25 protein-coding genes are annotated in these 25950 nt (G+C 65.7%); 13 read left to right on the top strand and 12 right to left on the bottom strand.

From position 1 onward, the window contains the following. Positions 1–31: 31 nt before the first annotated feature. A complete protein-coding gene (locus tag MKK62_RS05130) occupies positions 32–925 on the top strand; it encodes a phosphoribosylaminoimidazolesuccinocarboxamide synthase (RefSeq protein WP_240262073.1) in 894 nt (297 codons plus the stop codon). A gap of 47 nt (positions 926–972) precedes the next feature. Then, complete coding sequence (locus tag MKK62_RS05125; RefSeq protein ID WP_240262074.1) at positions 973–3075, top strand: S9 family peptidase; 2103 nt, start codon at positions 973–975, stop codon at positions 3073–3075. A gap of 90 nt (positions 3076–3165) precedes the next feature. Here MKK62_RS05125 and MKK62_RS05120 read toward each other — a convergent pair whose 3' ends face one another. Continuing rightward, positions 3166–4752: a DHA2 family efflux MFS transporter permease subunit gene (locus tag MKK62_RS05120; RefSeq protein WP_240262075.1), complete on the bottom strand. Its 1587-nt coding sequence runs from the start codon at positions 4750–4752 to the stop codon at positions 3166–3168. Between the two features lie 78 nt (positions 4753–4830). Between MKK62_RS05120 and MKK62_RS05115 the strand changes: the two genes are divergently transcribed. The 3 genes from MKK62_RS05115 to MKK62_RS05105 all read left to right on the top strand — a co-directional run bounded on the left by MKK62_RS05115 (position 4831) and on the right by MKK62_RS05105 (position 7783). After that, complete coding sequence (locus MKK62_RS05115; protein WP_240262076.1) at positions 4831–5319, top strand: glutathione peroxidase; 489 nt, start codon at positions 4831–4833, stop codon at positions 5317–5319. 79 nt (positions 5320–5398) lie between these two features. Beyond that, a complete protein-coding gene (locus tag MKK62_RS05110) occupies positions 5399–6103 on the top strand; it encodes a DUF2334 domain-containing protein (RefSeq protein ID WP_240262077.1) in 705 nt (234 codons plus the stop codon). 27 nt (positions 6104–6130) lie between these two features. Continuing rightward, the gene (locus MKK62_RS05105; RefSeq protein ID WP_240262078.1) at positions 6131–7783 is read left to right on the top strand and encodes an FAD-binding dehydrogenase; all 1653 of its coding nucleotides are present in this window, start codon (positions 6131–6133) and stop codon (positions 7781–7783) included. Between the two features lie 62 nt (positions 7784–7845). Here MKK62_RS05105 and MKK62_RS05100 read toward each other — a convergent pair whose 3' ends face one another. After that, positions 7846–8484: an MBL fold metallo-hydrolase gene (locus tag MKK62_RS05100; RefSeq protein ID WP_240262079.1), complete on the bottom strand. Its 639-nt coding sequence runs from the start codon at positions 8482–8484 to the stop codon at positions 7846–7848. 33 nt (positions 8485–8517) lie between these two features. On the opposite strand from MKK62_RS05100, the gene MKK62_RS05095 reads away from it, so the two are divergent. From MKK62_RS05095 to purQ, 3 genes are all read left to right on the top strand, one after another. Further along, positions 8518–9189: an ATPase gene (locus tag MKK62_RS05095; RefSeq protein ID WP_350355747.1), complete on the top strand. Its 672-nt coding sequence runs from the start codon at positions 8518–8520 to the stop codon at positions 9187–9189. Between the two features lie 66 nt (positions 9190–9255). Next, positions 9256–9495, top strand: coding sequence for a phosphoribosylformylglycinamidine synthase subunit PurS (gene purS / locus MKK62_RS05090; protein ID WP_240262081.1), 240 nt, complete (start codon positions 9256–9258; stop codon positions 9493–9495). Next, the gene (purQ, locus tag MKK62_RS05085) at positions 9492–10166 is read left to right on the top strand and encodes a phosphoribosylformylglycinamidine synthase subunit PurQ (RefSeq protein ID WP_240262082.1); all 675 of its coding nucleotides are present in this window, start codon (positions 9492–9494) and stop codon (positions 10164–10166) included. Before purS ends, purQ begins: the two co-directional genes overlap by 4 nt. On the opposite strand, the gene MKK62_RS05080 is transcribed toward purQ, so the two are convergent. Both MKK62_RS05080 and MKK62_RS05075 read right to left on the bottom strand, forming a co-directional pair. Continuing rightward, a complete protein-coding gene (locus MKK62_RS05080; protein ID WP_240262083.1) occupies positions 10163–11590 on the bottom strand; it encodes a WS/DGAT/MGAT family O-acyltransferase in 1428 nt (475 codons plus the stop codon). The genes purQ and MKK62_RS05080 overlap by 4 nt on opposite strands. Before the next feature lie 64 nt (positions 11591–11654). After that, the gene (locus MKK62_RS05075) at positions 11655–12467 is read right to left on the bottom strand and encodes a lysophospholipid acyltransferase family protein (protein ID WP_240262084.1); all 813 of its coding nucleotides are present in this window, start codon (positions 12465–12467) and stop codon (positions 11655–11657) included. Positions 12468–12572: 105 nt separating this feature from the next. Between MKK62_RS05075 and MKK62_RS05070 the strand changes: the two genes are divergently transcribed. Next, positions 12573–13631: an NAD-dependent epimerase/dehydratase family protein gene (locus MKK62_RS05070; RefSeq protein WP_240262085.1), complete on the top strand. Its 1059-nt coding sequence runs from the start codon at positions 12573–12575 to the stop codon at positions 13629–13631. Here the strand turns inward: MKK62_RS05070 and MKK62_RS05065 are convergent. The 5 genes from MKK62_RS05065 to MKK62_RS05045 form a co-directional block, all read right to left on the bottom strand. Further along, positions 13628–14326 carry a haloacid dehalogenase type II gene (locus tag MKK62_RS05065; RefSeq protein ID WP_240262086.1) on the bottom strand — a complete coding sequence of 233 codons (699 nt, stop codon included), beginning with the start codon at positions 14324–14326 and terminating at the stop codon, positions 13628–13630. The two genes, MKK62_RS05070 and MKK62_RS05065, sit on opposite strands and share 4 nt — an antisense overlap. 18 nt (positions 14327–14344) lie before the next feature. Then, positions 14345–15379, bottom strand: a complete 1035-nt coding sequence (locus tag MKK62_RS05060; RefSeq protein ID WP_240262087.1) for a zinc-binding dehydrogenase — start codon at positions 15377–15379, stop codon at positions 14345–14347. A gap of 79 nt (positions 15380–15458) precedes the next feature. After that, positions 15459–16118 carry a TetR/AcrR family transcriptional regulator gene (locus MKK62_RS05055; protein WP_240262088.1) on the bottom strand — a complete coding sequence of 220 codons (660 nt, stop codon included), beginning with the start codon at positions 16116–16118 and terminating at the stop codon, positions 15459–15461. Continuing rightward, positions 16111–16797, bottom strand: a complete 687-nt coding sequence (locus MKK62_RS05050) for a TetR/AcrR family transcriptional regulator (protein WP_240262089.1) — start codon at positions 16795–16797, stop codon at positions 16111–16113. The genes MKK62_RS05055 and MKK62_RS05050 overlap by 8 nt, the downstream gene beginning before the upstream one ends. Before the next feature lie 68 nt (positions 16798–16865). Beyond that, positions 16866–17738 carry an alpha/beta fold hydrolase gene (locus tag MKK62_RS05045; RefSeq protein WP_240262090.1) on the bottom strand — a complete coding sequence of 291 codons (873 nt, stop codon included), beginning with the start codon at positions 17736–17738 and terminating at the stop codon, positions 16866–16868. A gap of 146 nt (positions 17739–17884) precedes the next feature. Between MKK62_RS05045 and MKK62_RS05040 the strand changes: the two genes are divergently transcribed. Further along, positions 17885–18241 carry a VOC family protein gene (locus MKK62_RS05040; RefSeq protein WP_240262091.1) on the top strand — a complete coding sequence of 119 codons (357 nt, stop codon included), beginning with the start codon at positions 17885–17887 and terminating at the stop codon, positions 18239–18241. Between the two features lie 4 nt (positions 18242–18245). On the opposite strand, the gene MKK62_RS05035 is transcribed toward MKK62_RS05040, so the two are convergent. Continuing rightward, positions 18246–19043: a family 1 encapsulin nanocompartment shell protein gene (locus MKK62_RS05035; RefSeq protein WP_240262092.1), complete on the bottom strand. Its 798-nt coding sequence runs from the start codon at positions 19041–19043 to the stop codon at positions 18246–18248. Next, positions 19040–20104 (bottom strand): Dyp-type peroxidase, encoded by a 1065-nt coding sequence (locus tag MKK62_RS05030; protein WP_240262093.1) that lies wholly within the window; start codon positions 20102–20104, stop codon positions 19040–19042. The genes MKK62_RS05035 and MKK62_RS05030 overlap by 4 nt, the downstream gene beginning before the upstream one ends. Between MKK62_RS05030 and MKK62_RS05025 the strand changes: the two genes are divergently transcribed. Further along, positions 20103–21377, top strand: coding sequence for a M18 family aminopeptidase (locus MKK62_RS05025; RefSeq protein WP_240262094.1), 1275 nt, complete (start codon positions 20103–20105; stop codon positions 21375–21377). The two genes, MKK62_RS05030 and MKK62_RS05025, sit on opposite strands and share 2 nt — an antisense overlap. On the opposite strand, the gene MKK62_RS05020 is transcribed toward MKK62_RS05025, so the two are convergent. Then, positions 21374–21769, bottom strand: coding sequence for a nuclear transport factor 2 family protein (locus MKK62_RS05020; RefSeq protein ID WP_240262095.1), 396 nt, complete (start codon positions 21767–21769; stop codon positions 21374–21376). The two genes, MKK62_RS05025 and MKK62_RS05020, sit on opposite strands and share 4 nt — an antisense overlap. Positions 21770–21982: 213 nt before the next feature. On the opposite strand from MKK62_RS05020, the gene purL reads away from it, so the two are divergent. Both purL and MKK62_RS05010 read left to right on the top strand, forming a co-directional pair. Next, positions 21983–24253 carry a phosphoribosylformylglycinamidine synthase subunit PurL gene (purL, locus tag MKK62_RS05015; RefSeq protein ID WP_240263816.1) on the top strand — a complete coding sequence of 757 codons (2271 nt, stop codon included), beginning with the start codon at positions 21983–21985 and terminating at the stop codon, positions 24251–24253. After that, positions 24250–25947, top strand: a complete 1698-nt coding sequence (locus MKK62_RS05010) for an alpha/beta hydrolase (RefSeq protein WP_240262096.1) — start codon at positions 24250–24252, stop codon at positions 25945–25947. Before purL ends, MKK62_RS05010 begins: the two co-directional genes overlap by 4 nt. The last annotated feature ends 3 nt before the right edge of the window (positions 25948–25950 follow it).

Raw genomic sequence — 25950 nt, 5'->3', positions numbered from 1 at the left:
GCCCGCATCGTCGCCCGGCTACGCTGTCCCGATGCGTCCCGCTCTGTCCGACTACCAGCACTTGGCCAGTGGCAAGGTCCGCGAGTTGTACCGCATCGATGACGGTCACCTGTTGTTCGTCGCGACGGACCGGATCTCGGCGTTCGATTATGTGCTCGACAGCTTGATCCCCGACAAGGGTCGCATCCTGACCGCGATGAGCGTGTTCTTCTTCGGGCTCGTCGAGGCCCCCAACCATTTGGCCGGCCCACCGGACGATCCGAGGATTCCCGACGAAGTGCTCGGCCGGGCGCTGGTGGTGCGCCAGCTCGACATGGTTCCCGTCGAATGCGTGGCGCGGGGATACCTGACCGGCTCCGGTCTGTTGGATTATCAGCAGACCGGCAAGGTCTGTGGCATCACGCTGCCACCCGGTCTTGTCGAGGCCAGCCGATTTTCGACGCCGCTATTCACCCCGGCCACGAAAGCCGAACTGGGAGAACACGACGAGAACATTTCGTTTTCGCGAGTGATCGAAATGGTCGGCGGTGTGCGGGCCAACCAACTGCGCGATCGCACGCTTCAGACCTATGTACAGGCGGCCGACCACGCGCTGACCAAGGGGATCATCATCGCCGACACCAAGTTCGAATTCGGCGTAGACGGCAACGGCAACCTGATCCTGGCCGACGAGGTATTCACGCCGGACTCGTCACGGTACTGGCCGGCCGCGGAGTACCGGGTCGGCGAGGTCCAGAACAGTTTCGACAAGCAGTTCGTCCGCAACTGGCTGCTCAGCGCCGACTCGGGCTGGGATCGCGGCGGATCGCAGCCGCCCCCACCGCTGCCTGAGGACATCATCGACGCCACGCGAGCCCGTTACGTCGAAGCATACGAACGCATTTCGGGCCTGAAGTTCGACGACTGGATCGGCCCGAGCGCATGACGCCCGCCGGTGACGATGCAGGGCGCAGCGATGAGGAGGAGCGGCGAGTGAGCACCAACGTCGAGCCTCCGGTCGCCAAGCGGGTCGACTCGCGGCGAGAATTCCACGGCGATGTGTTCGTCGATCCCTACGAGTGGCTGCGCGACAAGTCCAGCCCGGAGGTGATCAGCTACCTCGAGGCCGAGAACGAGTACGCCGACCACGTCACCGCCCCGCTCGAGCCGTTGCGGCAGAAGATCTTCGACGAGATCAAAGCGCGCACCAAGGAGACCGACCTGTCGGTACCCGTCCGGCGCGGTGACTGGTGGTATTACGCCCGGAGTTTCGAAGGCAAGCAGTACGGGGTTCACTGCCGTTGCCCCCTTGCCGATCCCAACGACTGGAACCCTCCGGTGCTTGACGAGCACACCGAGATACCGGGCGAGCAGATACTGCTGGATGAGAACGCCGAAGCCGAGGGACACGACTTCTTCTCCCTCGGAGCGGCCAGCGTCAGCCCCGATGGAAACGTGTTGGCTTACTCGGTCGACGTGGTCGGCGACGAGCGGTACACGTTGCGGTTCAGGGACCTTCGCACTGGCGCACGGTACGACGACGAGATCGTCGGCATCGGTGCGGGAGCCACCTGGGGTACCGATAACCGCACCATCTACTACGTCACTGTCGACGCGGCGTGGCGCCCGGACACGGTCTGGCGGCATCGGCTGGCATCGGGACTGCCGGCCGAGAAGGTTTATCACGAAGCCGACGAGAAATACTGGCTCGCGGTGGGTCGAACCCGCAGCGACAGGTACGTGCTGATCGCCGCGGGCTCGGCTATCACCTCGCAGGTGTGGTACGCCGACGCCGCCGACCCGGAGGCCGAATTCGTCACCGTGTTACCGCGCCGCGACGGCATCGAGTATTCGGTGGAGCATGCGATCGTCGGCGGCGAGGATCGATTTCTGATCTTGCACAACGACAACGCGGTGAACTTCACGCTGGCCGAGGCGCCGGTGAACGATCCCGCCGCCCTGCGCACCCTGATCGAACACCGCGACGACGTGCGACTCGACGGGGTTGACGCGTTCGCAGGCAATCTGGTGGTCAGCTATCGCCGCGAGGCACTGCCGCGAATCCAGTTGTGGCCCATCGGCAAAGACGGCTACGGCGAGGCCGAGGAGATCGCATTCGACTCGGAGCTGATGTCGGCCGGTCTGGGCGCCAATCCGAACTGGGATTCGCCCAAGCTGCGGGTCGGCGCGGGATCATTCATAACCCCGGTGCGGATCTACGACCTCGATCTGGTGACCGGTGAGCGCACGCTGCTGCGAGAGCAACCCGTGCTTGGCGACTACCGGCGCGAGGACTATGTCGAGCGCCGCGAGTGGGCCGTGGCGGCCGACGGCACCAAGATCCCGGTATCAGTGGTCCACCGAGCCGGAATCGAATTCCCCGCCCCGACATTGGTCTACGGTTACGGCGCCTACGAGATCTGTGAAGACCCGCGGTTCTCGATCGCCCGGCTGTCGCTGCTCGACCGCGGCATGGTCTTCGCGGTCGCGCATGTGCGCGGGGGCGGCGAGATGGGCCGGCTCTGGTACGAGCATGGCAAGCTGCTCGAGAAGAAGAACACCTTCACCGATTTCATCGCCGTCGGACAGCACCTGGTCGACACCGGACAAACCCGCCCGCAACAGTTGGTGGCGCTCGGCGGAAGTGCCGGTGGTCTGCTGATGGGCGCGGTGGCCAACATGGCACCCGAGCTGTTCGCCGGCATCCTGGCCCAGGTGCCGTTCGTGGATCCGCTGACGACAATCCTGGATCCGTCGCTGCCGCTGACCGTCACCGAGTGGGACGAATGGGGAAACCCGTTGAGCGACAGCGATGTCTACCATTACATGAAGTCGTATTCGCCGTACGAGAACGTCGTCGAACAGCGCTATCCCGCCATTCTGGCCATGACATCGCTGCACGACACCCGGGTTTACTACGTCGAGCCCGCCAAATGGGTTGCTGCGCTTCGGTATACCAATGGCCATGGCAGCCCGGTGCTGCTGAAGACTCAGATGACCGCCGGCCATGGAGGTATCAGCGGACGCTACGAGCGCTGGAAGGAAACCGCCTACCAGTACGCCTGGCTGCTGGCAGCCAGCGGAGCGCAGGTCTGAGACTCTAGCGCCGAGTGTGCAGGTTGTGGGTGTGAAAATCGCGGCCGATCGACGTCGATAACCTGCACAGTCGGCGTACCGCTCGCGGCGTTACACCGGCACCGTCGAGTGGGCACGACCGGGCGGTGGCGGCTTGTTGGGCAGGAACGCCACCGGTAGCAGCGTCACCGCGACAATGACGATCGCCACCACCAGGACCAATGTGTAGGAGTGGGTGAGATCCTGCATCAGTCGCGCGGTGAAGTCGGCAGACACTTCGTGGTGCGGACTGACCGGCGCGCCGTGCTTGGTGAACTTGCCCCGCAAGATACCGAGTTTCTCTGCGGCGCCGATGGTTTCGCTTCGGTTGAATTGACTGGTCAAGATCACCGACATCAACGCGGTTCCGACGGCCACGGCGACGTGCTGGTTGACGCTGAGCAGCGTCGAACCGCGAGCCACTTCGTTGGGGGCGAGTGTCTGCACGGCTGCTCCGGACAGCGGGGTCAGCGTGCAGCCCAAGCCGATACCGGTCGTCACCAGGCCCACCATCAGGATCGGCAGATAGTCGGCCTGCTGCCACGCGCCGTAGGCGAATATGCTCAGTCCGGCGGCAATCAGCGCAATTCCGACCAGTAGCACGTTGCGGGGTCCACGCTTGTCCATCAACGTGCCGGCCAGCGGCATCGTCAGCATCGCTCCCAGTCCCTCGGGAATCAGTTGCAGGCCGGACTGCAGCGGTGTCTCGTGCAGAAGTTGTTGGAGATAGCTGGGAATGACCAGAACGGCGCCGAAAAACCCGACCGAGAACAAGAACATCGACGCGTTGGACAGCGTCACCACCCGATTCTTGAACAGCGCCAGGTCGATGAGGGGATGGTCGGCGCGGTGCAGCGCGTGCAACACGAACGCCGTGATCAGTGCGATACCGATCAGGCCCGGTATCCAGACGTGGTTGTCGGTGAAGCTGTCCCGTCGCGGCACCGATGAGATTCCGAACAGCAGTGCCGCCAGTCCCGGTGACAGCAGCATCATGCCGACGAAGTCGAAGGCCTCCGACGGACGCGGCCGATCCTTCGGGAAAATCAGCGCGGCGGATACCAACAGAATCACGCCGACCGGCAGGTTGATCCGGAAGATCCACTGCCAGCCGTGCGCGCTGATCAGCCAGCCACCCAGCACCGGACCGCACATCGGGGCCAGCAGCATCGGGATACCGAGCACCGCCATCAATCGGCCCAGCCGCCTCGGGCCGGCTTCGCGGGTCAAGATGATCAGCGTCAGCGGCACCAGCATCCCGCCACCCAGTCCCTGGATGACGCGAAACGCGATGAGCTGACTGATGTTCGATGCCATCGAACACAACAACGACGCGCACGTGAACCACAGCGCCGCCGCCATGAACAGCCGCTTGGTGCCGAAGCGGTCGGAGGCCCAGCCCGCCAGGGGAATGACGGTGGACTGCCCGAGGGTGTATCCGGTGATCGTCCACGCGACAATCGCCTGGGTCGATGCGAACTCCGCGATGAACGTGCGTTGCGCGACGCTGACCACGGTGCCGTCCAGGATCGCCATCACCGAGGCGAGGATGCAGACTCCGGCGATCCTCAGCAGTCCGGCGTCGAGAGATTCGGGGTAGTCGAGTGCATCGTCGGCATCCGGTGCGATGTCCGTCGGCGGGGCCGCGCGAGAAACCATATGAGCCAGCGTAACGACAAACTAGCTAGCCGATCAATCTAAGTTGTGCCGGCCACGGTGCAAGTAGTCTCTCGTTCCATGACTGTGAGCGAGATCGCTTTGACCGGCCTCGACGGCGGATCCCTATCGCTGGCCGACTACAACGACCGCGCAGTGCTGGTGGTCAACGTGGCGTCCAAGTGCGGTTTGACACCGCAATATGCTGCGCTAGAGCAGCTGGCACGCGACTACGGTGAGCGCGGGCTGACGGTGCTCGGCGTGCCGTGCAACCAGTTCATGGGTCAGGAACCGGGCACCGCCGAGGAGATCCAGACCTTCTGCTCCACCACGTACGGCGTGACGTTTCCGCTGTTAGCGAAAACCGACGTCAACGGGCCGGAGCGACACCCGCTGTATGCCGAACTGACCAAGACGCCCGACGCCGCCGGCCAGGCCGGCGATGTGCAGTGGAACTTCGAGAAGTTCTTGATCGCGCCGGGCGGAGAGGTGGTCAACCGATTCCGCCCGCAGACGGTGCCTGACGCACCGGAAGTGATCGCGGCCGTCGAGGCCGTTTTGCCGAATTAGCTGGTCGCAGCGCGGACCTGACGTCTGCTGTCCGCGTGTACGTCACTGTCTGGACACCTGAGATCGTCAAAATTGTGGCGTGTCTGGGAAGTTGATCGTCTCGGTCTCCGGGATTCGCGAGCGCACGCTCGACGACGTCGCGCAGTTCTGTCAGAAGATGGATGCTCGGTCGGTGCCGGTGTCGCTGCTGGTCGCCCCGCGACTGAAGGGCGGCTACCGGCTGGACCAGGATCCGGTGACCGTCGATTGGCTGACTGCCCGCCGCGCCGGCGGCGACGCGATCCTGCTCAACGGATACGACGACGCCGCCACCAAGAAGCGCCGCGGGGAGTTCGCCGCGTTGCCCGCGCACGAGGCCAATCTGCGGCTGATGGCGGCCGACCGGGTGCTCGAGCACCTCGGTTTGCGCACCCGGCTGTTCGCGGCGCCGCGGTGGACGGCATCACCAGGGACAGTTGCATCGTTGCCGCGCAATGGGTTCCGGTTGCTCGCCGATCTGCACGACATCACCGACCTGGTCCGGCAGACGTCGGTGCGGGCGCGGGTGCTGGGCATCGGTGAAGGTTTTCTGTCCGAACCGTGGTGGTGCCGGATGCTGGTGCTCTCGGCGGAGCGCGTTGCGCGTCGCGACGGCGTCGTGCGGGTCGCGGTTGCGGCCAGCCACCTGCGCAAGCCCGGTCCGCTGCAGGCCATGCTGGACTCGGTAGACATCGCCCGGCTGCAGGGATGCGAGCCGACCACGTATCAGTGGCGGGCGGATCAGGCGATTCTCGACGCGGCCTGACCTCGTCGGTCGCTACTGTGTAGCGCCATGAGCGATACCCAAGCTGATGTCATCATCGTCGGGGCGGGCCTGGCCGGGCTGGTGGCCGCCTGCGAGGTGGCCGAGCGCGGCAAACGGGTATTGATCGTCGACCAGGAGAACAGCGCCAACCTCGGCGGACAGGCGTACTGGTCGTTCGGCGGGTTGTTCTTCGTCGACAGCCCCGAACAGCGCCGCCTCGGTGTGCACGACAGCCATGAACTGGCGCTGCAGGACTGGCTCGGCACCGCTGCGTTCGACCGTCAGGAGGACTACTGGCCCAAACAATGGGCCCATGCCTATGTCGATTTCGCCGCAGGTGAGAAGCGAAGCTGGCTGCGCGACCGCGGTTTGAAGATCTTCCCGTTGGTGGGCTGGGCCGAGCGCGGAGGTTACGGCGCTCAGGGACATGGCAATTCGGTGCCGCGCTTTCACATCACGTGGGGCACCGGACCGGGCATCGTCGAGATCTTCACACGTCGATTGGTCGACCACCCGAGGGTGCGGTTCGCCTACCGGCATCAGGTCGACGAGCTGATCGTCGAGGCCAACGCCGTGACCGGGGTTCGCGGTAGCGTGCTGGAGCCGTCATCGGAGCCGCGCGGCGTCCCGTCATCCCGAAACGTCATCGGCGAGTTCGAATTTCGGGCGCAGGCGGTGATCGTTACCAGCGGCGGCATTGGCGGCAACCACGACATGGTGCGGGCCAACTGGCCCACCCGGATGGGGCGGGTGCCCGAAAAGATGCTTGCCGGCGTGCCCGCACACGTCGACGGCAGGATGATCGCGATTACCGAGAAGATCGGTGCGCGGGTGATCAACCGCGACCGGATGTGGCATTACACCGAAGGCATCACCAACTACGACCCAATCTGGCCGATGCACGGCATCCGCATTATTCCGGGTCCGTCTTCGCTGTGGCTCGACGCCACCGGCAAGAGGTTGCCGGTGCCACTGTTTCCGGGCTTCGACACCCTCGGGACATTGGAGTACATCGCCAAGTCGGGTTACGACTACACCTGGTTTGTGTTGAACAGCAAGATCATTGGCAAGGAGTTCGGCCTGTCTGGGCAGGAGCAGAACCCGGACCTGACCAGTCGCAGCGTGCGTCAACTGCTTGCCGCCCGGGCCGGATCCAGCGCACCCGGGCCGGTGCAGGCCTTTGTCGACAAGGGCATCGACTTCGTCACCGCACAGTCGTTGCGCGACTTGGTCGCCGCGATGAACGCGGTGCCCGACGTGGCCCCGCTGGACTATGCCACGGTCGCCGACGAGGTGACCGCCCGCGACCGCGAAGTCGCGAACAAGTTCAGCAAGGACAGCCAGATCACCGCAATTCGCGGCGCCCGCGCATTTCTCGGTGACAAGCTCGGCCGGGTGGTGGCTCCTCATCCGCTGCTGGATCCCAAGGACGGACCGTTGATCGCGGTGAAGTTGCACATTCTGACGCGAAAGACTTTGGGCGGCTTGGAGACCGACCTGGATTCCCGGGCGCTGGGCGCGGACGGCACCCCGCTGGACGGCCTGTACGCGGCCGGCGAGGTAGCTGGTTTCGGTGGTGGCGGGGTGCACGGCTACCGCGCGTTGGAGGGCACATTCCTAGGCGGCTGCATCTTCTCCGGTCGCGCCGCGGGGCGTGGCGCGGTCGCCGACATCGGCTGACACTGCGGCTGGCCGCAGTTTGGCGGGCAAGCCTGCGTCCAGCTGCAGTTTCGGGTCCACGCTTAAAACGCGATTCCGGTTTCTTCTGGCAGCACCTGGAAGTCGGCGTCGGTCATCTCGGTGAGACGGCCGTAGTAGATGCCGCGTGCCTCTGGGGCGATGATGGCCTGATGGATCGGGATCGCGCGGGCCGGAGCCACGGCTCGCAGATAATCGACTGCCTCGGAGACCTTCATCCAGGGTGCCGCCGCCGGAGTGGCCAGCACGTCGATGGGTTCGTCCGGGACGAATAGCGCGTCGCCGGGGTGCATGAAGCGTCCGCGTTGGCCGCCGTCATCGATGACATACGAAATGTTGTCGATCACAGGGATTTCCGGGTGGATGACCGCGTGCTTGCCGCCGAGCGCGCGGATGGTCAGCCGACCGACGGACAGCTCGTCGCCGACGTGCACCGCCTGAAACGGCGCCGACAGCTGCTCGGTGGTTTGCGGGTCGGCGTACAGCGCGGCACCAGGATTGCCGTCCAGCAGCGCGGGCAGTCGTTCCTGGTCGACGTGGTCGGGGTGCTGGTGGGTGATCACGATCGCTGACAACCCGGTGATGCCCTCGAACCCGTGCGAGAAGGTGCCCGGATCAAACAAAACCGTCGTGTGGCCGAAATCGGCAAGAACACAAGAATGGCCGAAATGCGTGAGTTGCATGGCTACGATTGTGCGCTCATGAGGTGCAAGGGGATGCGCCTAGTGCTGGTGTGGACGCTGATCGCAGGCTGCCTGCTGTTCAATGACATGTGGCCGGCGGTGGGCAAGGCCGATTCGCAGACCTGCCCGCCAATCTGCGACCAGATTCCCGACGCGGCGTGGACACCGTCATCGGAGATCCCGTTGAGCGCGACGTACCACTGGCCGCCCTTGGCAGGGTCAGCCGTGCCGACGACCGGCGGCCCGACGCCCCGCTTCCGATTCGAAGAGGTGTGCGCGACGCCGGCCTTCCCGCACGACACCCGGGACTCCGCGGTCTCTGCTCGGGTCGGCGTCGACAAACCGCGAGGGCAGTGGCAGCTGCGGGCCGAGGTGGTGCACTGGCGCGGCGAGACGGGTCGCGGTGGGCAAAGCGCGATGTCGGTGTTCGACATCGCCGCCGCCGCGCTGCGCGGATGCCAACTGGGCGCAGCCGCCGAGTCGCCGTCGATCACCGTCGACGAGCCGAACCGATTGTCCGCCGTGGTCAGCGGGCCGACGATCCTGCACACCTACCTCGTCGCGCATCCGGAGAACAGCTCGATCAGCGAGTTGACGCTGTGGGCGTCCGACCCGCCCCAGCTGCCCTGGCCGATCATCTCCGACGCTCAGGTGCTCGATGCGATGTCGTCGTCGATTTGCACGGCCTACGTTGGCTCGTGCTAGCACGACGACCGGGCAGGTGACCGGTAGAGTTGGCGCCGAGCAGCCAAAACAGTAGGAGGAGCGCGCGTGGCCCGAGTGGTTGTGCACGTGATGCCCAAGGGTGAGATTCTCGATCCCCAGGGCCAGGCGATCGTCGGAGCCTTGGGGCGACTCGGGCACAGTGGTATCTCCGACGTTCGGCAGGGCAAGCGGTTCGAGCTCGAAGTCGACGACAGCGTCGACGACTCCGCACTCGCCGAGATCGCCGAATCGCTGTTGGCCAATACCGTTATCGAGGATTGGACCGTTAGCCGGGAGCCGCAATGACACCGCGCATCGGCGTCATCACCTTTCCGGGGACACTGGACGACGTGGACGCCGCACGCGCGGCGCGCTTGGCTGGTGCCGAGGCGGTCAACCTCTGGCACGCCGATGCCGATCTCAAAGGTGTCGACGCGGTGGTGGTGCCCGGTGGCTTCTCCTACGGTGACTACCTGCGCTGCGGTGCCATCGCGAAGTTTGCCCCGGTGATGGGCGAGGTCATCGCCGCCGCCGGGCGCGGACTGCCGGTTCTGGGAATCTGCAACGGGTTTCAAGTACTCTGCGAGGCGGGGTTGCTACCCGGTGCGCTCGCCCGCAATCAGGGACTGCACTTCATTTGCCGCGACGTGTGGTTGCGGGTGGAGTCGACGTCGACGGCGTGGACCACGCGGTACGAGCCGGGTGCCGACCTGCTGATTCCGCTGAAGTCGGGTGAAGGTCGCTATGTGGCCTCCGATGCGGTGCTCGATGAATTGGAAGGCGAAGGTCGCGTGGTGTTCCGGTACCACGACAACGTCAACGGTTCGCTGCGTGACATCGCCGGAATCAGTTCGGCGAACGGCCGGGTGGTCGGGTTGATGCCGCATCCCGAACACGCCACCGAGCCCTTGACCGGGCCCTCCGACGACGGGCTCGGGTTGTTCTATTCGGCGCTCGACGCCGTCCTGGCCGCCTAGCGCAGCGCGTGGTCGGCCATCACGCCGACCGTACTGTGGTCAACTGAAAGGCCTGCGGCGCAGCGTAATTCGCTAAAGGCTTCGCTGAGCGCCTGGGTGGCCTCGTGCGGGTCGTCGAACGTCTCATCGTCGGTGAGCACCGCAACGCCGAGCTGGTCGACATAGCTCCACACGGTGATGTTGACCGGGGCGCCGGGCGACAGCACGCCCGTCGAATAGATCTCGCTGACCGGCGCGCCGGCAAAATGCCCACGCTCGCGTGGACCGGGCACGCTGGACACCGCGACGTTCATCACCTTGTTCGGGGCATCGCGTCGACCGAGCCATCGGAACGCCGCCGGTGCGATCGCCGTCGGCAGGTAACCCATCAGCTGGCCGTAGAGCCGCGGTCCGAGAATCTCGTGGTCTTCCTTGGCAATCTTGGTGGCCAGCGCGACCAATTGGGCTCGTTCGACTGGGTCGGCGACATGCACGGGCAGAGAAATCGACAGTCCGCTGATTTCATTGCCGGTGACTCGATCCGACTTGTCGGTGGCCGTCGGCACTGACGCGATGATCGGGCGGTCGGCCTTGCCGTCGTAACGCAGCAGCAGCTGCCGCAGTCCACCGGCCGCCGTCGCGAGGACCAGGTCGTTGAACGTGATGCCCAGCGCCTTCGCGGTCGCTTTGGCATCGTCGAGTCGCAATGCGACAGTGGCGAATCGGCGCTGCGGTGACACCACATGGTTGAGGAATGTGGGCGGTGCGTCGAATGCGTCGGCCAGGTCCGGGTGTTCACCACGTTCCCGGCTGCGCCGGCGCACCCGGGCGAAACCCTTGGCCGCATCGCCGAGCAGTCCGGGAAGCTTGCTGATCTGGCGGACGTGATCACGGCCGGCCGCCAGCAACAGGCCGGTGGTGGTCGGGGTGACGCCGGCTTCGTCGTTGTCGCGCTCGTCGCTCGGGCCGTCCTTGAGGTCCATTGCCCGGGCCAGCAGGTTGACCGATGCCACCCCGTCGGCCAGTGCGTGGTGGATCTTGCCGATCAGGGCGAACCGTCCGCCGGCCAGGCCTTCGGCGACGTGGAACTCCCACAGTGGGCGGGTGCGGTCCAGCGGCGTGGACGCCACCTCGCCGATCACGGCGTCGAGTTCCCTTCGTCCGCCCGGCGCAGGCACCTGGATCCGGTGCAGGTGGTAGTCGAGGTCGACGTCGCAGTTCTCCAGCCACATCGGATGGTGCAACCGCCACGGGATGTCAACCAGCTTGTAGCGCAACGGTTCCAGGAGGTGCAGGCGCCGCAGCAGATGGTGCCGGAAGGCCTCGTAGCCGAAGTCGGCGCCAATCTCGGCGGGATCGACGATCGCGACCTTCAGCGTGTGCGTGTGCAGATTCGGCGTCTCGCTGTAGAGCAACATGGCGTCCATGCCGTTGAGCCTTTTCACACGCCCGCTCCTCCCTGCGTTCATGCAAGCACTTCGCAGTTGGCGATTCGGCCGAATGGCGGATTCAGCCCAAGACCGGGAAACGCCGCTGCTTAGCCAACCGGTCGAGCGCTGCCTGCATGACCGAGCGGACGTACTCGTCGACCTCGCCGACGTCGGGATCTTTGCCGAAGCGCGCGGCGATGTCGATCGGTTCGAGGACCTGGGTGATCACCTTCGACGGCAGCGGCAGGTTAGGCGGAAATATCATGCTCAGGCCGAAGGGAAAGCCGACGCTGACGGGCAGAATGTCCATGCGCGCCTTGGTGATTCCAAGCTTCTTGGCCAGCCAGTTGCCGCGCGTCAAGAACAGCTGGGTTTCCTGGGCGCCGATAGAAACCGCCGGCACGAGCGGCACACCGGCCTCGATCGCGGTCCTTACGTAACCGGTGCGACCGTTGAAGTCGATGACGTTGGCGTCGAATGTGGAGCGGTAGGAGTCGTAGTCCCCGCCGGGAAATACCAGCACGACCGCGCCGGAATGTAGTGCGACTGCGGCATTCTCGCGGCTCGCTTCGATGACGCCGAGGCGACGTAGCACGCCGTCGAGCGGACCTATGAAGATGCCGTAGTGGCCGAGCGTGTAGACGGGCCGGTCATACCCAAAGTGGTCGTAGTAGGCCGGCGAGAAGATGAAAACGTCGGGAGTGAGCATGCCGCCGGAGTGGTTGGACACCACCAGTGCGCCGCCGGTGGGCGGGATGTTGTCGATGTTGCGGACCTCGGCGCGGTGATAGCGCTTGATCACCGCGCCGACCGTGTGTGACACCTGTTTGGTGAACTCGGGGTCCCATTTGGCCGTCTCGCGATTCTTCGGCACGTTGCCGCTGCCCGCCATCCTGGAGCCCTCACATCGTCGATGATCGTGGTTATGAATATGATACTCTCGCTTTTTGAGAATGTCATATCCACTTATTGTGCCGGGCTGCGTAGCTGAGGGGCGATGACCGACAAGGTGCTGGTCACGGGCGGCTTCGGCCTGGTCGGCTCGCAGGTGGTGATCAAGCTCGTCGCCGACGGCCATTGCGTGGTCGCGGCCGATCTGGGCACCCCGGACCAGCGCAAGGCTGCCGCCTCGTTACCGTCCGGCGCCGAGGCGCAGTGGGCCGACCTCACCGACGGGAGTGAGGTCGACCGGTTGGTCGCCGAAGTTTCCCCCATGGCGATCGTGCACCTGGCCGCCGTAATCCCCCCGGCGATCTACCGCGCCCGCGAACTCGGCCGTCGAGTAAACGTCGACGCCACCGCAGCGTTGTTACGCGCCGCGCAGTGTCAGCAGCGGCGTCCGCGCTTCGTGCTGGCCTCCAGCAACGCCGTCTACGGGTCGCGCAACCCGCATCACCACCCCGAGCGGTTGACCACGGACTCCCCGCTGCGGCCGACCGACCTGTACGGCGCACATAAAATCGAAGCCGAAAACCTGGTGCGCTCTTCGGCTTTGGAATGGGTGATTCTGCGCCTGGGCGGAGTCATCAGTGTCGTGCCGGGCGCAATTCCGTTCAGCCGCGACGCGCTGTTCTTCGAGAACACACTGCCGAGTGACGGGCGGATCCATACCGTCGACGTTCGGGATGTGGCGGCCGCATTCGCCGCGGCGACCACCGCGGACGTTGTCGGCGAGACGCTGCTGATCGCCGGCGACGACTCGCACCTGCATGTGCAGAAGGACATCGGGCCGGCCCTGGCGGCGGGGCGGGGACTGTCGAATGTGCTGCCGGCGGGTCGACCCGGTGATCCCGAGAACGACGAAAACTGGTTCGTCACAGACTGGTTGGATACGACACGGGCTCAAGAGGCGTTGGCGTTCCAGCATCACTCGTGGCCGCAGATGCTGGACGAGATGCGCGCGACCGTCGGATGGCGACGTTATCCCATGGCGTTGGTCGCACCGCTTGTCCGGATTCTCCTCGCCCGCCAAGCCGCGTACCGCGGCGCGCCTGGGCGCTACGCCGACCCTTGGGGGGCGATTCGCTCGCGGCTCGGTGACCCGCGACCGGACTAATCAGTGGACGACAAACCGTCACGGTTTGTGAGCTTGTCCGCCAGATCGCGCAGGTCGGTGGCGACGACCGTCGGTTGTGGGAGGCCGGCGACGGGCAACGGCGCGTTGCCTGGTCGGGCGATCAGCGCGCCGCTGAATCCCACGGACTGCGCCCCGATGGTGTCCCAGGCGTGCGCGGCGACCATCATGCATTCCTGGGGCGCCACGGCAAGTTGTTCGCACGCGTACAAATACGGGGGAGGCGCGGGCTTGAACGCTCTGCAAGCGTCGACACTGAGCTGGCGTTCGAACAGGTGTCCCAGTCCCGCGTGTTCGATCGGGCTCGGCCCGAACGGGTTCGGTGGGGAGTTCGTCAGCGTGACGAGTCGAAAACCTCTGTCGCGCAGGATCGTCAGCCCCTCTGCGACGTCGGGATGGGCGGGCATGGTGAGCATCGCATGCTTCAGCGCGTCTTCGTCGTCGTCGCTGATATCCACGCCGCGGGTAGTCGCGAGCATCCGCAGAACCGCCTGACCGAGCGTGAAGAAGTCGACATAATGGCCCGACGCGGTGACCGTCATCGAGTAGGCCAGCAGCTGAGCGAACCATCCTCGCATGGTTGCCGGGTCGCCGAAGATCCGCTCGAAAACCGGTGCGATCGACCCGATGTCGATCAATGTCTCGTTGACGTCGAAGACGAGAACCTGTTGCGTCATCGTCCCATCATCTGGTGCTCATTCGACGACCACCACCATTTTCCCGCCAGCTTCGCCAGCCTCCATGACGCGGTGGGCCTCCCGAATCTGATAGAAGGAGAAGACCCGCGACGGTGTCGCTTCCAGCTCGCCCCGTGCCACCTGGGCCGCGATGTCCTGCAGTGGCACGTCGGAAACCGGGAAACCGGGCTCGCCAAAGACGAAGCTGCCGAAGAAGTTCCAATTCACACCGCTGGGCATGCGCAGCAGCGGGTTGAAATCACCGATGGGATCGAGTCCGCCGAGCCACCCCGCCAGACATGCGGTGCCGTCGCGGCGAAGCATGTCGAGTGAGTCGAGGATGGTGCTGTTGCCGACGAAGTCGAGCACCGCGTCGACGTGCTTGGCTTCGGCGATGGTCGCCGCGAGCGTCGGCGACTCCAGTTCGACACGCGCGACGCCGAGGGACTCCAGCATGGAGAAACGCTCACGCGTGCGGGCGGTGGCGATGACGCGGGCACCCGCGGCGACCGCCATCTTGACTGCGGCCTGGCCGAGTGCTGACGTGGCGCCACGGATTACCAGTGTCTGCCCCGCCGACACCTTCAGGTTGTGGAACAGGCAGGTCCATGCCGTCGAGAAGGTTTCCGGGAGTGCGGCCAATTGCGCCCACGGCAAGTCGGATTCGATGGGAGCGACATTCGCCGCACGAACCCGGGTGTATTCGGCGTAGCTGCCGTTGATGGTCCGACCGAGACCACCCATCAGCGCCGCCACCTTGGCGCCCACCGGGAACTCGCCGCCGGGACAGGCGTCGACGACGCCGACGCATTCGATGCCACTGACTTCGGCGGCTTCGGCCCATTCACCCCGGCGCATGTGCATCTCGGCGTGGTTGAGACCGAAGGCATGGACCTTGATGACGACTTCGCCGTCTCTGGGTAGTGGTTTGGGGATGTCGGTGTAGACGAGGCTGTCGAGTCCGCCGAATCGCTCCAAGACGATCGCGCGCATCGTCTCGCCTCCTGGACGTTCCCGGACTACGGCTGGTGCGGTGGGCAGTGCGTGGGTCATGGCGTTTGTCCTCCGCGACTAATATTGGGACGCTTCACCCATTATTGTGGGCTATGCAGCCCACTCTTGTCCACGGAGATCAGCGTGTCCGCTTGTCAGGCCCAGACCGCCGGCGCTTCGGGCGCGCCGCGAACGAACGCACATACTCGACCGCCGCGGTCAGCGCGTTGCGCAGCGGTTCGGGGTCGTCGGCGACGAAGGTCAGCAGGGCGCCCCCCTGATGCGCGGCGACCAGTGTCACGGCGAGGTGACGCGGATCGGCGTCCGGCCGTAGCTCGCCATGGTCGCGCATGGCCGTCAGCCCGTTGCGAAACAGCTCGATCCACTGGTCGTAACCGTCGGCGAGGTCGCGGTGGACGTGAACATCGGCCTCGACCAATTCGCCTGCCAGCGAACCGAATATGCATCCGCCCTGCCGGTAGACCGGGTCGAGATCCGCAAGGACGGCTTGGACCCAGGCGTCCAGCGACGCGAGCGTGTCAAGACCGCCCAGTTGGGGCCGAGCGTGGAAATCCCTCACATTGTCGCGGCGGAGGTTGATCACGTTGCGGGTCAGATCACGCTTGTCTTCGAAGTAGTGGGAGATCTGTGAGCCGCTGACGGCCGCCGCGCCGCGCACGTCGTCGATACTGGTGCCGGCGATTCCACGGGTGAACATCAGCCGCGCGGCGGCATCGATGATCCGTGCACGCGTGGCGCGTCCCTTGCGGGTCAGCCGGGGTGCGTCGTCGTCAGGCAACTGGTCGCCTCGCTCTCGTGCGCCGCGGGGGACGCGGCACCCGATTGGCCGGCGCGGTGGCAAACAGCCGAAGGTAATTGACCGCGAAGCGAACAGCGTCGGCGTGCGGCCAGTCAGCCTGATAGGTGAACGCCAGCATGCCACCGCCTTGGTGGGCGCTGACGATGACGAGCGCCAGGCTTCGCGGGTCTGCGTTGGCGACGATGACCCCGTGATCTTTCATTCGCTGAATGGCGTTCTCCAACAAGTCGATCCACTGCCGGTATCCGGCCGCCAGCGCCTCGCGCGTGACAGCGTCGGATTTGCCCAGCTGACCTGCCAGCGCGTGATAGGTCGGCGTGCCCGAATAGCCGATGCGTCGCAGGTAGCGCATGTTGAGGTCGATCCACCGCTCGAAGTCGTCGAAGGTGTCCAGTGCACCGAGCTTGGGCTGGCGATGGAAGTCCAGCACCACTTGCATCTGGCGAGCCACGACCGCACGGATCAACGTCTGTTTGTCGGTGAAGTAGTGAGCGAGCTGCGACCCGCTCACCGATGCGGCTTTGCGCAGAGCATCCATGCTCAGTGCCGAAAGGCCTTCGCGCAGGATGAGTTCTGCCGCTACTTTGACGATCCGATCACGCGTGGCCCGGCCTTTGGCCGTCAGGCGCCGCTCTTCGTGCAGCTCGGCGTGCGCCATAGCGCAAGATTAGTCCGCCCGACCACCTTGCTCTGGGACGTTCAACCCATCCGATCGGCCGTCTTCGGCTACGCGTCCGGCAGGGCCCGTGCCAGGAACGCGCGGACGAGACCGGCGACCTCGTCGAGCGCCGACTCGAGGAGAAAGTGCCCGCCCTCCAGAAGATGAACCTCGGCGTCGGGTAGGTCGTCGGTGAAAGCCTGCGCGCCGGCCGGGCCGAAGATCTCGTCGCCACGGCCCCACACCGCAAGCAGAGGCACTTGACTGGACCGGAAGTATTCGTGCACGAGCGGATACATCGGCGAATTGGTCGCGTAATCGCGGAACAACGCGAGCTGGATCGCGTCATTGCCCGGCCGTGACAGCAGAGCGTAGTCATGGTGCCACGCCTCGGGGTTGAGCAGAGTCTCGTCCGGCACGCCGGTGACGTATTGCCAGCGGGTGGCCTCGAGGGTGAGGAATTGCCGTAACAGTGCTTCGGTTTCGGCGGTCGGGCGCTCTTGGTACGCGCGCACGCCCGTCCAGAAGCCTTCGACGAAACCGGCGTCGTAGGCGTTGCCGTTCTGGCTGATTATCGCCGTAACAGCCGACGGGTCGTGCAGCGCCAGACGCCAGCCGATCGGAGCGCCGTAGTCCTGCACATAGATTGCGTACCGATCGACGCCAAGACCGCGCAGCAGGCCCTGGGTCAGTTGGGTCAAGCCATCGAAGGTGTAGTCGAAGTCGCCCACCGGCGGCGCATCGGACAGGCCGAAACCCAAATGATCCGGCGCGATCACGTGGTAGCGATCGGCGAGGGCCGGAACCAGATCACGAAACATATACGAGCTGGTGGGAAATCCGTGCAGCAGAACGACAGTCGGCGCTTCCGGGTTTCCGGCCTCGCGGAAGAACAGCTGGTGACCGTCGACGGCGGCATACCGATAGTGGACGACGGGCATGCACTTCCTCCTTTTTATGGGATGCACAACCCATTATGCACTCCCGCGACGCTCGTAACAATGCACCCAAATTCTTAACTAAAAGTGATCAGCAGTGGGTAGCCCTGCGGAGGGAAACAGCAGAGCAACACTCAGCGGGAGGAAATATGGCTAGCGGTGTAGCGACGGTGTGGATGCCAGTCGACGACATGCGCCGGGCGCTCAAGTTCTACGGAGAGACGCTCGGGTTGTCGGTGAAGAGCGAAGGCGACGACTGGTCGGAGCTGGACGCCAATGGCGTCATGATCGGCTTGAACGCACGCGAACAGACGCACTCGGGTCAAACGGGAGGTGCGGTGCTCACGTTCCAGCCGGACGGAGACCTGTACAACGAGGTTGTGCGTCTGACGGAGGCCGGTGTCGAGTTCGTCGACGACGTCAGCACCCATCCGTGGGGCAACATCGCGGCCTTCAAGGACTCGGAGGGCAACGACCTCCAGCTCTTCGAGCCGCCTGCAGAGTAGCCCGCTACGTGGTCAGGGCGACCGACGCCTCGGCGGTGTAGTTCAAGAACGTCAGGGTTTCCTGCATGTACAGCTGCACCGATTCGGCATCATGCGACAGGTAGCCGATCGACACGTCGGTGCCCAGCTGCAGGTCGAAATCCCCTCCGCGAGTGGTCAATACGAATGCGCCATCGATCGCGGGGGCCCAGATGATGTCGCCGTTGACCAGCCGGTTGATGTGCTCGAGGATCGGATACCCGTGCTCGGTGGTCTCGCTGACCTTGGTGTACACATCGGCCGACAGCAGCACCGAGTACGGGCCGTCGACACCGGCCAGACGCAGTTCAGACAATGCCTGGGTGATGATGTCGGGAATTGCGCGCGGGTCTTCGGGCAGCTTCAGCGGCGGGTTGCTGCTCGAGCTTCGGATGCCCTCGATCGATGCAGCGGTGTAACCCTCGAAGATGGCCCGGTCTTCGGCGAACGCCAGCTTCTTGGCCGCCGCTTTCACCGGATCCCAGTCGGCGTCCTGCGAGCCGCGCTCCACGTCGTCGATCTCCGAACGTGACAGCGTGAACGGAACTCGCAGTCGGACAAGCGGTTTGCTCGCCCGAAGGTGGGTGATCACACCGTCGGAGGGGGCTTGGACGTCGATCAGCCGTCCGGTGCTGACGGCGGCGGCTGCGGGTCCGGCCGGATCGCTGACGTCGACCACGCGGCGACCGGCGATGTGCCGCTTGAAGGTCCGCCTCGCCTCCACTTCGATTTCGTCCCAGGCTTCTTCGGTGACTGGCGCGAGGTCGCGGTACAGGTTGTTCATTGCGGGGTTCCTTTCAAACTGCCGATCGCCAACGAGCCATCCGCGGTGGTTTTCAGTACCGCCGGAGCCGGTGCCGACGAGATCGGCAGCGGTGGCGGGTCGTCGAGGAAGTCGACGGTGGGGGAGAAGAACAGTCCGCCGGTGACGGCGGTGGAAAAGTCGAGGATTCGGTCGGTGTTGCCGGGCGGATCGCCGAGGAACATGTTGTGCAACATCCGTTCAGTTACCTGTGGTGTGCGCGAGTAGCCAATGAAGTAGGTGCCGAATTCGCTCTTGCCCAGTTCGCCGAAAGGCATGTTGTGGCGGACGATCTGAAGCTGTGTGCCGTCGTCGTCGGTGATCACGTTGAGCGCAATGTGGGCGTTGGCCGGTTTCTCGTCGTCGTCGAACTCGATGTCTTCCAGCTTGGTTCGCCCGATCACGTGTTCCTGTTCGGTGACCGTCAGCGCGCCCCAGGACTCCATGTCGTGCAGGTACTTCTGCACGTGCACGTAGCAGCCGCCGGCGAATTCAGGATCTTCGTCGCCGATCTCGGTGGCCGCGACCGCCGGAGTTCCGCTCGGGTTCTCGGTGCCGTCGACGAATCCGAGCAGATCGCGGTTGTCGAAGAACCGGAAGCCGTGCACCTCGTCGACCACCGTCACTGCGCCCGCCATCGAGCGCAGGATGTAATTAGCCAGTTCGAAGCAGACGTCCAGCGTCTCACCGCGGATATGGAAGAGGATGTCGCCGGGGGTGACCGGGGCGGTGTGCCGTGGCCCGACCAGCTCGATGAACGGGTGCAGCTCGGCGGGGCGCGGGCCTTCGAACAACCGATCCCACGCGTGTGAGCCGATCGAGGTCACCACCGACAGTCGCTTGTTGGGGTCGCGGAACCCGATCGAGCGCACCAGGCCGGAGATCCCCGACAGCGCGTCGTGCACAGTCTCTTCGCCACCGTCGTCGATGGTGACCACCAAGAAGATCGCGGCCGGTGTCAACGGCGCGAGAACCGGCTGCGGATCGGGCACGGGTTCGACCCTAACGTCTCCGACTGGCCCGTGATGGAAGGATGTGGCCATGGTGGCCACCCCGCAAGGGCTCTGCGAATTCATCGACGCGTCTCCGTCGCCATTTCACGTCTGCGACACCGTGGCAGCTCGGCTCCGCTCGGCCGGCTACACCGAGCTCGCCGAGGCCGATCAGTGGCCCCGCGGCGGCAAGTTCTTCATCGTCCGGGCCGGGTCGCTGGTGGCCTGGAATAGCGGCAACGACGCGGGCGGGCGGCCTTTCCGGATCATCGGCGGCCACACCGACAGCCCCAACCTGCGGGTCAAACAACATCCCGATCGCGAAGTCGTCGGCTGGAACGTGGTGGCACTCGAGCCCTACGGGGGCGCCTGGCTCAACTCGTGGCTGGACCGCGACCTGGGCATCAGCGGGCGGTTGTCGTTGCGCGACGCGCAAAGTCCGTCGGGTATCGCGCATCGGCTGGTCCGGATCGACGACCCCATCCTGCGGGTACCGCAGCTCGCCATCCATTTGGCCGAGGACCGCAAGTCGCTGACCCTCGATCCGCAGCGCCACGTCAACGCCGTCTGGGGAGCCGGCGGCTCGGCCCGGTCGTTCGTCGACTTCGTCGCCCGGCGGTCCGGCGTGGATCCGGGCGAGGTGTTGGGCGCCGACCTGATGACCCACGACCTGACTCCGTCGCGGGTGACGGGTGCCGACTACGAATTCGTCAGCGCGCCGCGGCTGGACAACCAGGCGTCCTGCTACGCCGGCCTGGAGGCGTTCCTGGATACACGGCCCACCCAGTTCCTACCTGTGTTGGCGCTGTTCGACCACGAAGAGGTCGGCTCGACCTCGGATCATGGTGCCGACTCGGATCTGCTGCTGGTCACTCTCGAACGCATCGAACTGGCCGGCGGTGGCGGACGCGCGGACTTCCTGCGCCGCCTGCCGGGATCCATGGTGGCCTCGGCGGACATGGCGCACGCCACCCACCCGAACTACCCGGAGCGGCACGAGCCTGGCCACCTCATCGCGGTCAACGGCGGCCCGGTGCTCAAAGTGCACCCGAATCTGCGGTATGCCAGCGACGGCCGGACCGCCGCGGCGTTCGCGCTGGCTTGCCGGCAGGCCGGGGTGCCGCTGCAGCGCTACGAACATCGTGCCGATCTGCCCTGCGGCTCGACGATCGGACCGCTGACCGCCGCCCGGACGGGCATCGCGACCGTCGACGTCGGCGCCCCTCAGCTCGCGATGCATTCCGCACGAGAACTGATGGGCGCCAACGACGTTGCGGCCTACGCGGCGGCACTGCAGGCGTTTCTGTCGCCCGCTGATCGCTAGACGAACAACGGGTCGTAACGGATTACGTTTTCCACGACGATGCCGTCGCGCGTGCGGACCCGATCCAGCCCGCGGATCTCGATCGGCCCGTCCGGTCCGGTCGCATGCCCGACGTAGTGCAGGAAGAACAACTCTTCGCCGTCGACGGCGCCGGCGGCGGTGGCGCTGTCGACGAGTTCGAGCCGAAGGTCCGGCGCGGCGGTAAGGATGTCGGCGATCTTTTGCGTGTATGCCTCGAAGCCCCGGACCGGCTCGTTGTCACCGGGCCAGTAGCCGACGATGTCGTCGGCGAGGATGTCCATGCTGTGCGACATGCTGGGCGCGGCCCAGAACGCGGCGAAGAATTCTGGGCTGAATCGCTGTGTGGGAGAGGCGGTTCGGGTGTCGGTCATGATTCCCTCCTGGTAGTGAGTGGTTCCGGCTGAAGTCTGTCGCGCGGTGACGACGCGGCACAATTACCTCCGAGGTCATGATCGAGAGGCGCAGACCCCGCGAGTGTGCGCGGAATGCCAGCGGCCTTCGGCGTGTCGGTGTGCAGACACGCACGCTCATGAATCCGCCGGGCCACCTAGACTGTCTGCGTGACGTCAGGGCTCACTCACGCGATCGATACCGTCGAGCGGGCCGCGGCGACCCCTGACCAGCCGCAACCGTTCCGCGAGCTCGGTCTCAAGGACGACGAATACCAGCGCATCCGCGACATCCTGGGCCGGCGGCCGACCGACGCCGAGCTGGCGATGTACTCGGTGATGTGGAGCGAGCACTGCTCCTACAAGTCGTCCAAGGTGCACCTGCGGTACTTCGGCGAGACCACCACCGACGAGATGCGGGCCGGCATGCTGGCCGGCATCGGCGAAAACGCCGGCGTCGTCGACATCGGCGACGGCTGGGCCGTCACGTTCAAGGTGGAGTCGCACAACCACCCGTCCTACGTCGAGCCCTACCAGGGTGCGGCCACCGGCGTGGGAGGCATCGTCCGCGACATCATGGCGATGGGGGCGCGGCCCGTCGCGGTGATGGACCAGCTGCGGTTCGGCGCGGCCGATGCCCCTGACACCCGCCGCGTGCTCGACGGCGTGGTGCGCGGCATCGGCGGCTACGGCAACTCTCTGGGGCTGCCCAACATCGGCGGCGAGACGGTGTTCGACCCGTGCTACGCGGGCAACCCGCTGGTGAACGCGCTGTGTGTCGGAGTGCTGCGCAAGGAGGACCTGCACCTGGCGTTCGCCTCTGGTGCCGGCAACAAGATCATCCTGTTCGGTGCGCGCACCGGGCTCGACGGCATCGGTGGGGTGTCGGTGCTGGCGTCGGAGACCTTCGGCGGCGACGAGTCCGGCTCGGGTCGCAAGAAGCTTCCCTCGGTGCAGGTGGGTGACCCGTTCACCGAGAAGGTGCTGATCGAATGCTGCCTCGAGCTGTATGCCGCAGGCCTGGTGATCGGGATCCAGGACCTGGGTGGCGCCGGACTGTCGTGTGCCACATCGGAACTCGCCTCGGCCGGCGACGGCGGAATGGCGATCGAGTTGGACAGCGTGCCGCTGCGGGCCAAGGACATGACGCCTGCCGAGATCCTGTCCAGCGAGTCACAGGAGCGGATGTGCGCGGTCGTCGCGCCGGAGAACGTCGACGCATTTATGGCGGTGTGCCGCAAGTGGGAGGTGCTGGCCACCACGATCGGCGAAGTCACCGAGGGCGACCGGCTGCAGATCACGTGGCATGGTGAGACCGTGGTCGACGTTCCCCCGCGGACCGTCGCCCACGAAGGCCCGGTCTACCAGCGCCCGGTCGCGCGACCCGATTGGCAGGACGCGTTGATTGCCGACACTTCGGCCAACCTGAAGCGGCCGGTCACCGGTGACGAGCTGCGCGCCACTTTGCTTGCGCTGCTGGGCAGTCCGCACCTGTGCAGCCGCTCGTTCATCACCGAGCAGTACGACCGCTACGTGCGCGGCAACACCGTGCTGGCCGAGCACGCCGACGGCGGGGTGTTGCGCGTCGACGAGGCCACCGGCCGTGGCATCGCGGTGTCGACCGACGCGTCCGGCCGCTATACGCTGCTCGACCCGTACGTCGGGGCGCAGCTTGCGCTGGCCGAGGCGTACCGCAACGTCGCCGTCACCGGTGCAACACCGGTCGCGGTGACCAACTGCCTCAACTTCGGCTCGCCGGAGGACCCGGGCGTGATGTGGCAGTTCTCGCAGGCCGTCCGCGGATTGGCGGATGGTTGTGCGGCACTAGGTATTCCGGTGACGGGTGGCAACGTCAGCTTCTACAACCAGACCGGGACTACGGCGATCATGCCCACGCCGGTCGTCGGGGTGCTGGGTGTGATCGACGATGTCAGGCGCCGGATCCCGACCGCTATGGGCGCCGAGCCGGGTGAGACGCTGATCCTGCTCGGCGACACCCGTGACGAATTCGACGGCTCGATCTGGGCGCAAGTCACCGCCGACCATCTGGGCGGACGTCCGCCCGCGGTCGACCTGGACCGTGAAAGCCTGCTGGCCGAGGTGCTCAGCGCGGCATCCCGCGACGGCCTGGTGTCCGCGGCGCACGATCTGTCCGAAGGCGGCCTGGCGCAGGCCGTCGTCGAGTCGGCGATGGCGGGCGAAACCGGTTGCCGCATCGTGCTTCCCGAGGGTGCCGACCCGTTCGTCATGCTGTTCTCCGAATCGGCCGGCCGGGTCCTGGTGGCGGTGCCGCGCACCGAGGAGAGCCGCTTCACCGCGATGTGCGAGGCACGGGGACTGCCCGCCACTCGAATCGGGGTCGTCGACCAGGGTTCCGACGCGGTCGAGGTTCAGGGTTTGTTCACAGTGCCCCTGGCGGAATTGCGCAGCACGTCCGAAGGGGTGCTGGCCGCTCTCCTGCGATGAGCGAACGGGTGGCCGGGCATCATCCACTGCTGGTCTGGGCCTGGAGCCTGCTGCGGCTGAAATTCGTCGGCGTGGCGTTCGGTGCGTTGTTCTTCTGTCTGTCGTTGACGCCGTCGCTGGTGCCACGAGAGTGGTTGTTCCAGGGCTTGATTGGCGGTGTGAACGCCGCGTTCGGCTACGGACTGGGGGTGCTGATCGGCCGAGTCTTCTACCGCCTGGTGCTGCGTGGCGCGCGGTGGTGGCCGCCGGCAACACAGTTGCTGTGGTGGGCGAAGGCATCGGTCGTGGTGCTCGCGCCGACCGCATGTGTGTCGATGCTCGTGCCGGCCGCGGCTTGGCAGCGGCAGTTGTCGGCGCTGATGGGCATCGAGGGGCCGACGAACCCGGGCTATCTGCGCACGCTGGCCGTCGCGGCGGCCGTCGGCGCGTTGTTGGTGGCGGCGTTCCGGGTGCTGAGTGACATTGTTAAGACGTTGGCGCGCATGCTGATTCGGCGCTGGCATCTGCACGACGAGGTGGCGTTGTTCATCGGCACTGCGATGGTGGTGGCACTGCTAATCCTGCTGTTCGACGGCATACTCGTCCGCGGTTTCTTCGCCGGCGCCAACGCGGTATTCCAGCCGCGGGACAGTTCGACACCCGACGGCGTGGTGCAGCCTCAGCTGCCGGAAAAGTCGGGCAGCCCTAAGTCGTTGGTGCCGTGGAATACCTTGGGATTTCAAGGTCGCGATTTCGTCGGGACCGGTCCGCACGCGGCCGAGCTGACCACGATCAACGGCGCACCCGCCAAGGAACCGATCCGGGTGTATGCCGGCCTGCACACCGCACCCGACGAGCAGGGTCGGCTAGAGCTCCTGGTCGACGAACTCGAGCGGACCGGCGCCTTCGACCGCAAGGTCTTGGTCATCGCGCCGACCACCGGTACCGGGTGGATCGACCCGGTGGCGGCGAGCGCGGTGGAGACGATGTACAACGGGGATACCGCGATCGTCGGTTTGCAGTATTCCTTTCTGCCGAGCTGGATTTCGTTCCTGGCGGATCGGCAGAAGTCCATGGAGTCCGGCCGCGCGTTGATCCATACCGTCCACGACCGGTGGGCGCAGTTGCCTCCGCAGCACAGGCCGAAGCTGGTGCTCTACGGCGAAAGCCTCGGATCGATGGCCGGCCAGGCGGCGTTCAGCTGGCTGCCCGACATCCGGCGGATGGGCTTCGACGCGGTGTTGTGGGTCGGCCCACCGCAGGAAAGCACCCTGTGGCACGCGTTGATTCAACGGCGCGATCCCGGCAGCACCGAAGTAGCACCGCGCTACGACAACGGGCGCACAGTGCGTTTCTCCGAAGCGAACGATCCTGCCGACGTCGCGCGCGTCACCGCACCGCCGTGGGACGGCACACGGGTGCTGTTCCTTCAGCACCCGTCCGACCCGGTGGTCTGGTGGTCACCGGACCTACTGTTCGGCCGACCCGACTGGCTGGTCGAGCCGCGCGGTCACGACCGCAGCCCGTCGATGCAGTGGACTCCGGTCGTCACGTTCTGGCAGGTCAGCGCCGACCTGACCAAAGCCGAAAGCGTCCCCGGCGGACACGGACACAACTACAGCAACGACATCCTCGACGGCTGGGCCGCGGTCGCGCCCCCCGACGGCTGGACCCCGGCAGACACCGAACGCGTCCGCGCCGCTCTCAAAGGTTGACCG

The organism is Mycobacterium paraterrae, from assembly GCF_022430545.2.
GTDB lineage: Bacteria > Actinomycetota > Actinomycetes > Mycobacteriales > Mycobacteriaceae > Mycobacterium > Mycobacterium paraterrae.
This window is presented reverse-complemented; position numbering and strand designations above follow the sequence as displayed.

Bases quoted from the DNA above. Each gene is read 5' to 3' on its own strand.
- MKK62_RS05130 (WP_240262073.1), top strand. From the start codon at position 32: ATGCGTCCCGCTCTGTCCGACTACCAGCACTTGGCCAGTGGCAAGGTC.
- MKK62_RS05120 (WP_240262075.1), bottom strand. From the start codon at position 4,752: ATGGTTTCTCGCGCGGCCCCGCCGACGGACATCGCACCGGATGCCGAC.
- MKK62_RS05115 (WP_240262076.1), top strand. From the start codon at position 4,831: ATGACTGTGAGCGAGATCGCTTTGACCGGCCTCGACGGCGGATCCCTA.
- MKK62_RS05105 (WP_240262078.1), top strand. From the start codon at position 6,131: ATGAGCGATACCCAAGCTGATGTCATCATCGTCGGGGCGGGCCTGGCC.
- MKK62_RS05100 (WP_240262079.1), bottom strand. From the start codon at position 8,484: ATGCAACTCACGCATTTCGGCCATTCTTGTGTTCTTGCCGATTTCGGC.
- MKK62_RS05095 (WP_350355747.1), top strand. From the start codon at position 8,518: ATGCGCCTAGTGCTGGTGTGGACGCTGATCGCAGGCTGCCTGCTGTTC.
- purQ (WP_240262082.1), top strand. From the start codon at position 9,492: ATGACACCGCGCATCGGCGTCATCACCTTTCCGGGGACACTGGACGAC.
- MKK62_RS05075 (WP_240262084.1), bottom strand. From the start codon at position 12,467: ATGGCGGGCAGCGGCAACGTGCCGAAGAATCGCGAGACGGCCAAATGG.
- MKK62_RS05070 (WP_240262085.1), top strand. From the start codon at position 12,573: ATGACCGACAAGGTGCTGGTCACGGGCGGCTTCGGCCTGGTCGGCTCG.
- MKK62_RS05065 (WP_240262086.1), bottom strand. From the start codon at position 14,326: ATGACGCAACAGGTTCTCGTCTTCGACGTCAACGAGACATTGATCGAC.
- MKK62_RS05060 (WP_240262087.1), bottom strand. From the start codon at position 15,379: ATGACCCACGCACTGCCCACCGCACCAGCCGTAGTCCGGGAACGTCCA.
- MKK62_RS05050 (WP_240262089.1), bottom strand. From the start codon at position 16,797: ATGGCGCACGCCGAGCTGCACGAAGAGCGGCGCCTGACGGCCAAAGGC.
- MKK62_RS05045 (WP_240262090.1), bottom strand. From the start codon at position 17,738: ATGCCCGTCGTCCACTATCGGTATGCCGCCGTCGACGGTCACCAGCTG.
- MKK62_RS05040 (WP_240262091.1), top strand. From the start codon at position 17,885: ATGGCTAGCGGTGTAGCGACGGTGTGGATGCCAGTCGACGACATGCGC.
- MKK62_RS05035 (WP_240262092.1), bottom strand. From the start codon at position 19,043: ATGAACAACCTGTACCGCGACCTCGCGCCAGTCACCGAAGAAGCCTGG.
- MKK62_RS05025 (WP_240262094.1), top strand. From the start codon at position 20,103: ATGGTGGCCACCCCGCAAGGGCTCTGCGAATTCATCGACGCGTCTCCG.
- MKK62_RS05030 (WP_240262093.1), bottom strand. From the start codon at position 20,104: ATGGCCACATCCTTCCATCACGGGCCAGTCGGAGACGTTAGGGTCGAA.
- MKK62_RS05020 (WP_240262095.1), bottom strand. From the start codon at position 21,769: ATGACCGACACCCGAACCGCCTCTCCCACACAGCGATTCAGCCCAGAA.
- MKK62_RS05010 (WP_240262096.1), top strand. From the start codon at position 24,250: ATGAGCGAACGGGTGGCCGGGCATCATCCACTGCTGGTCTGGGCCTGG.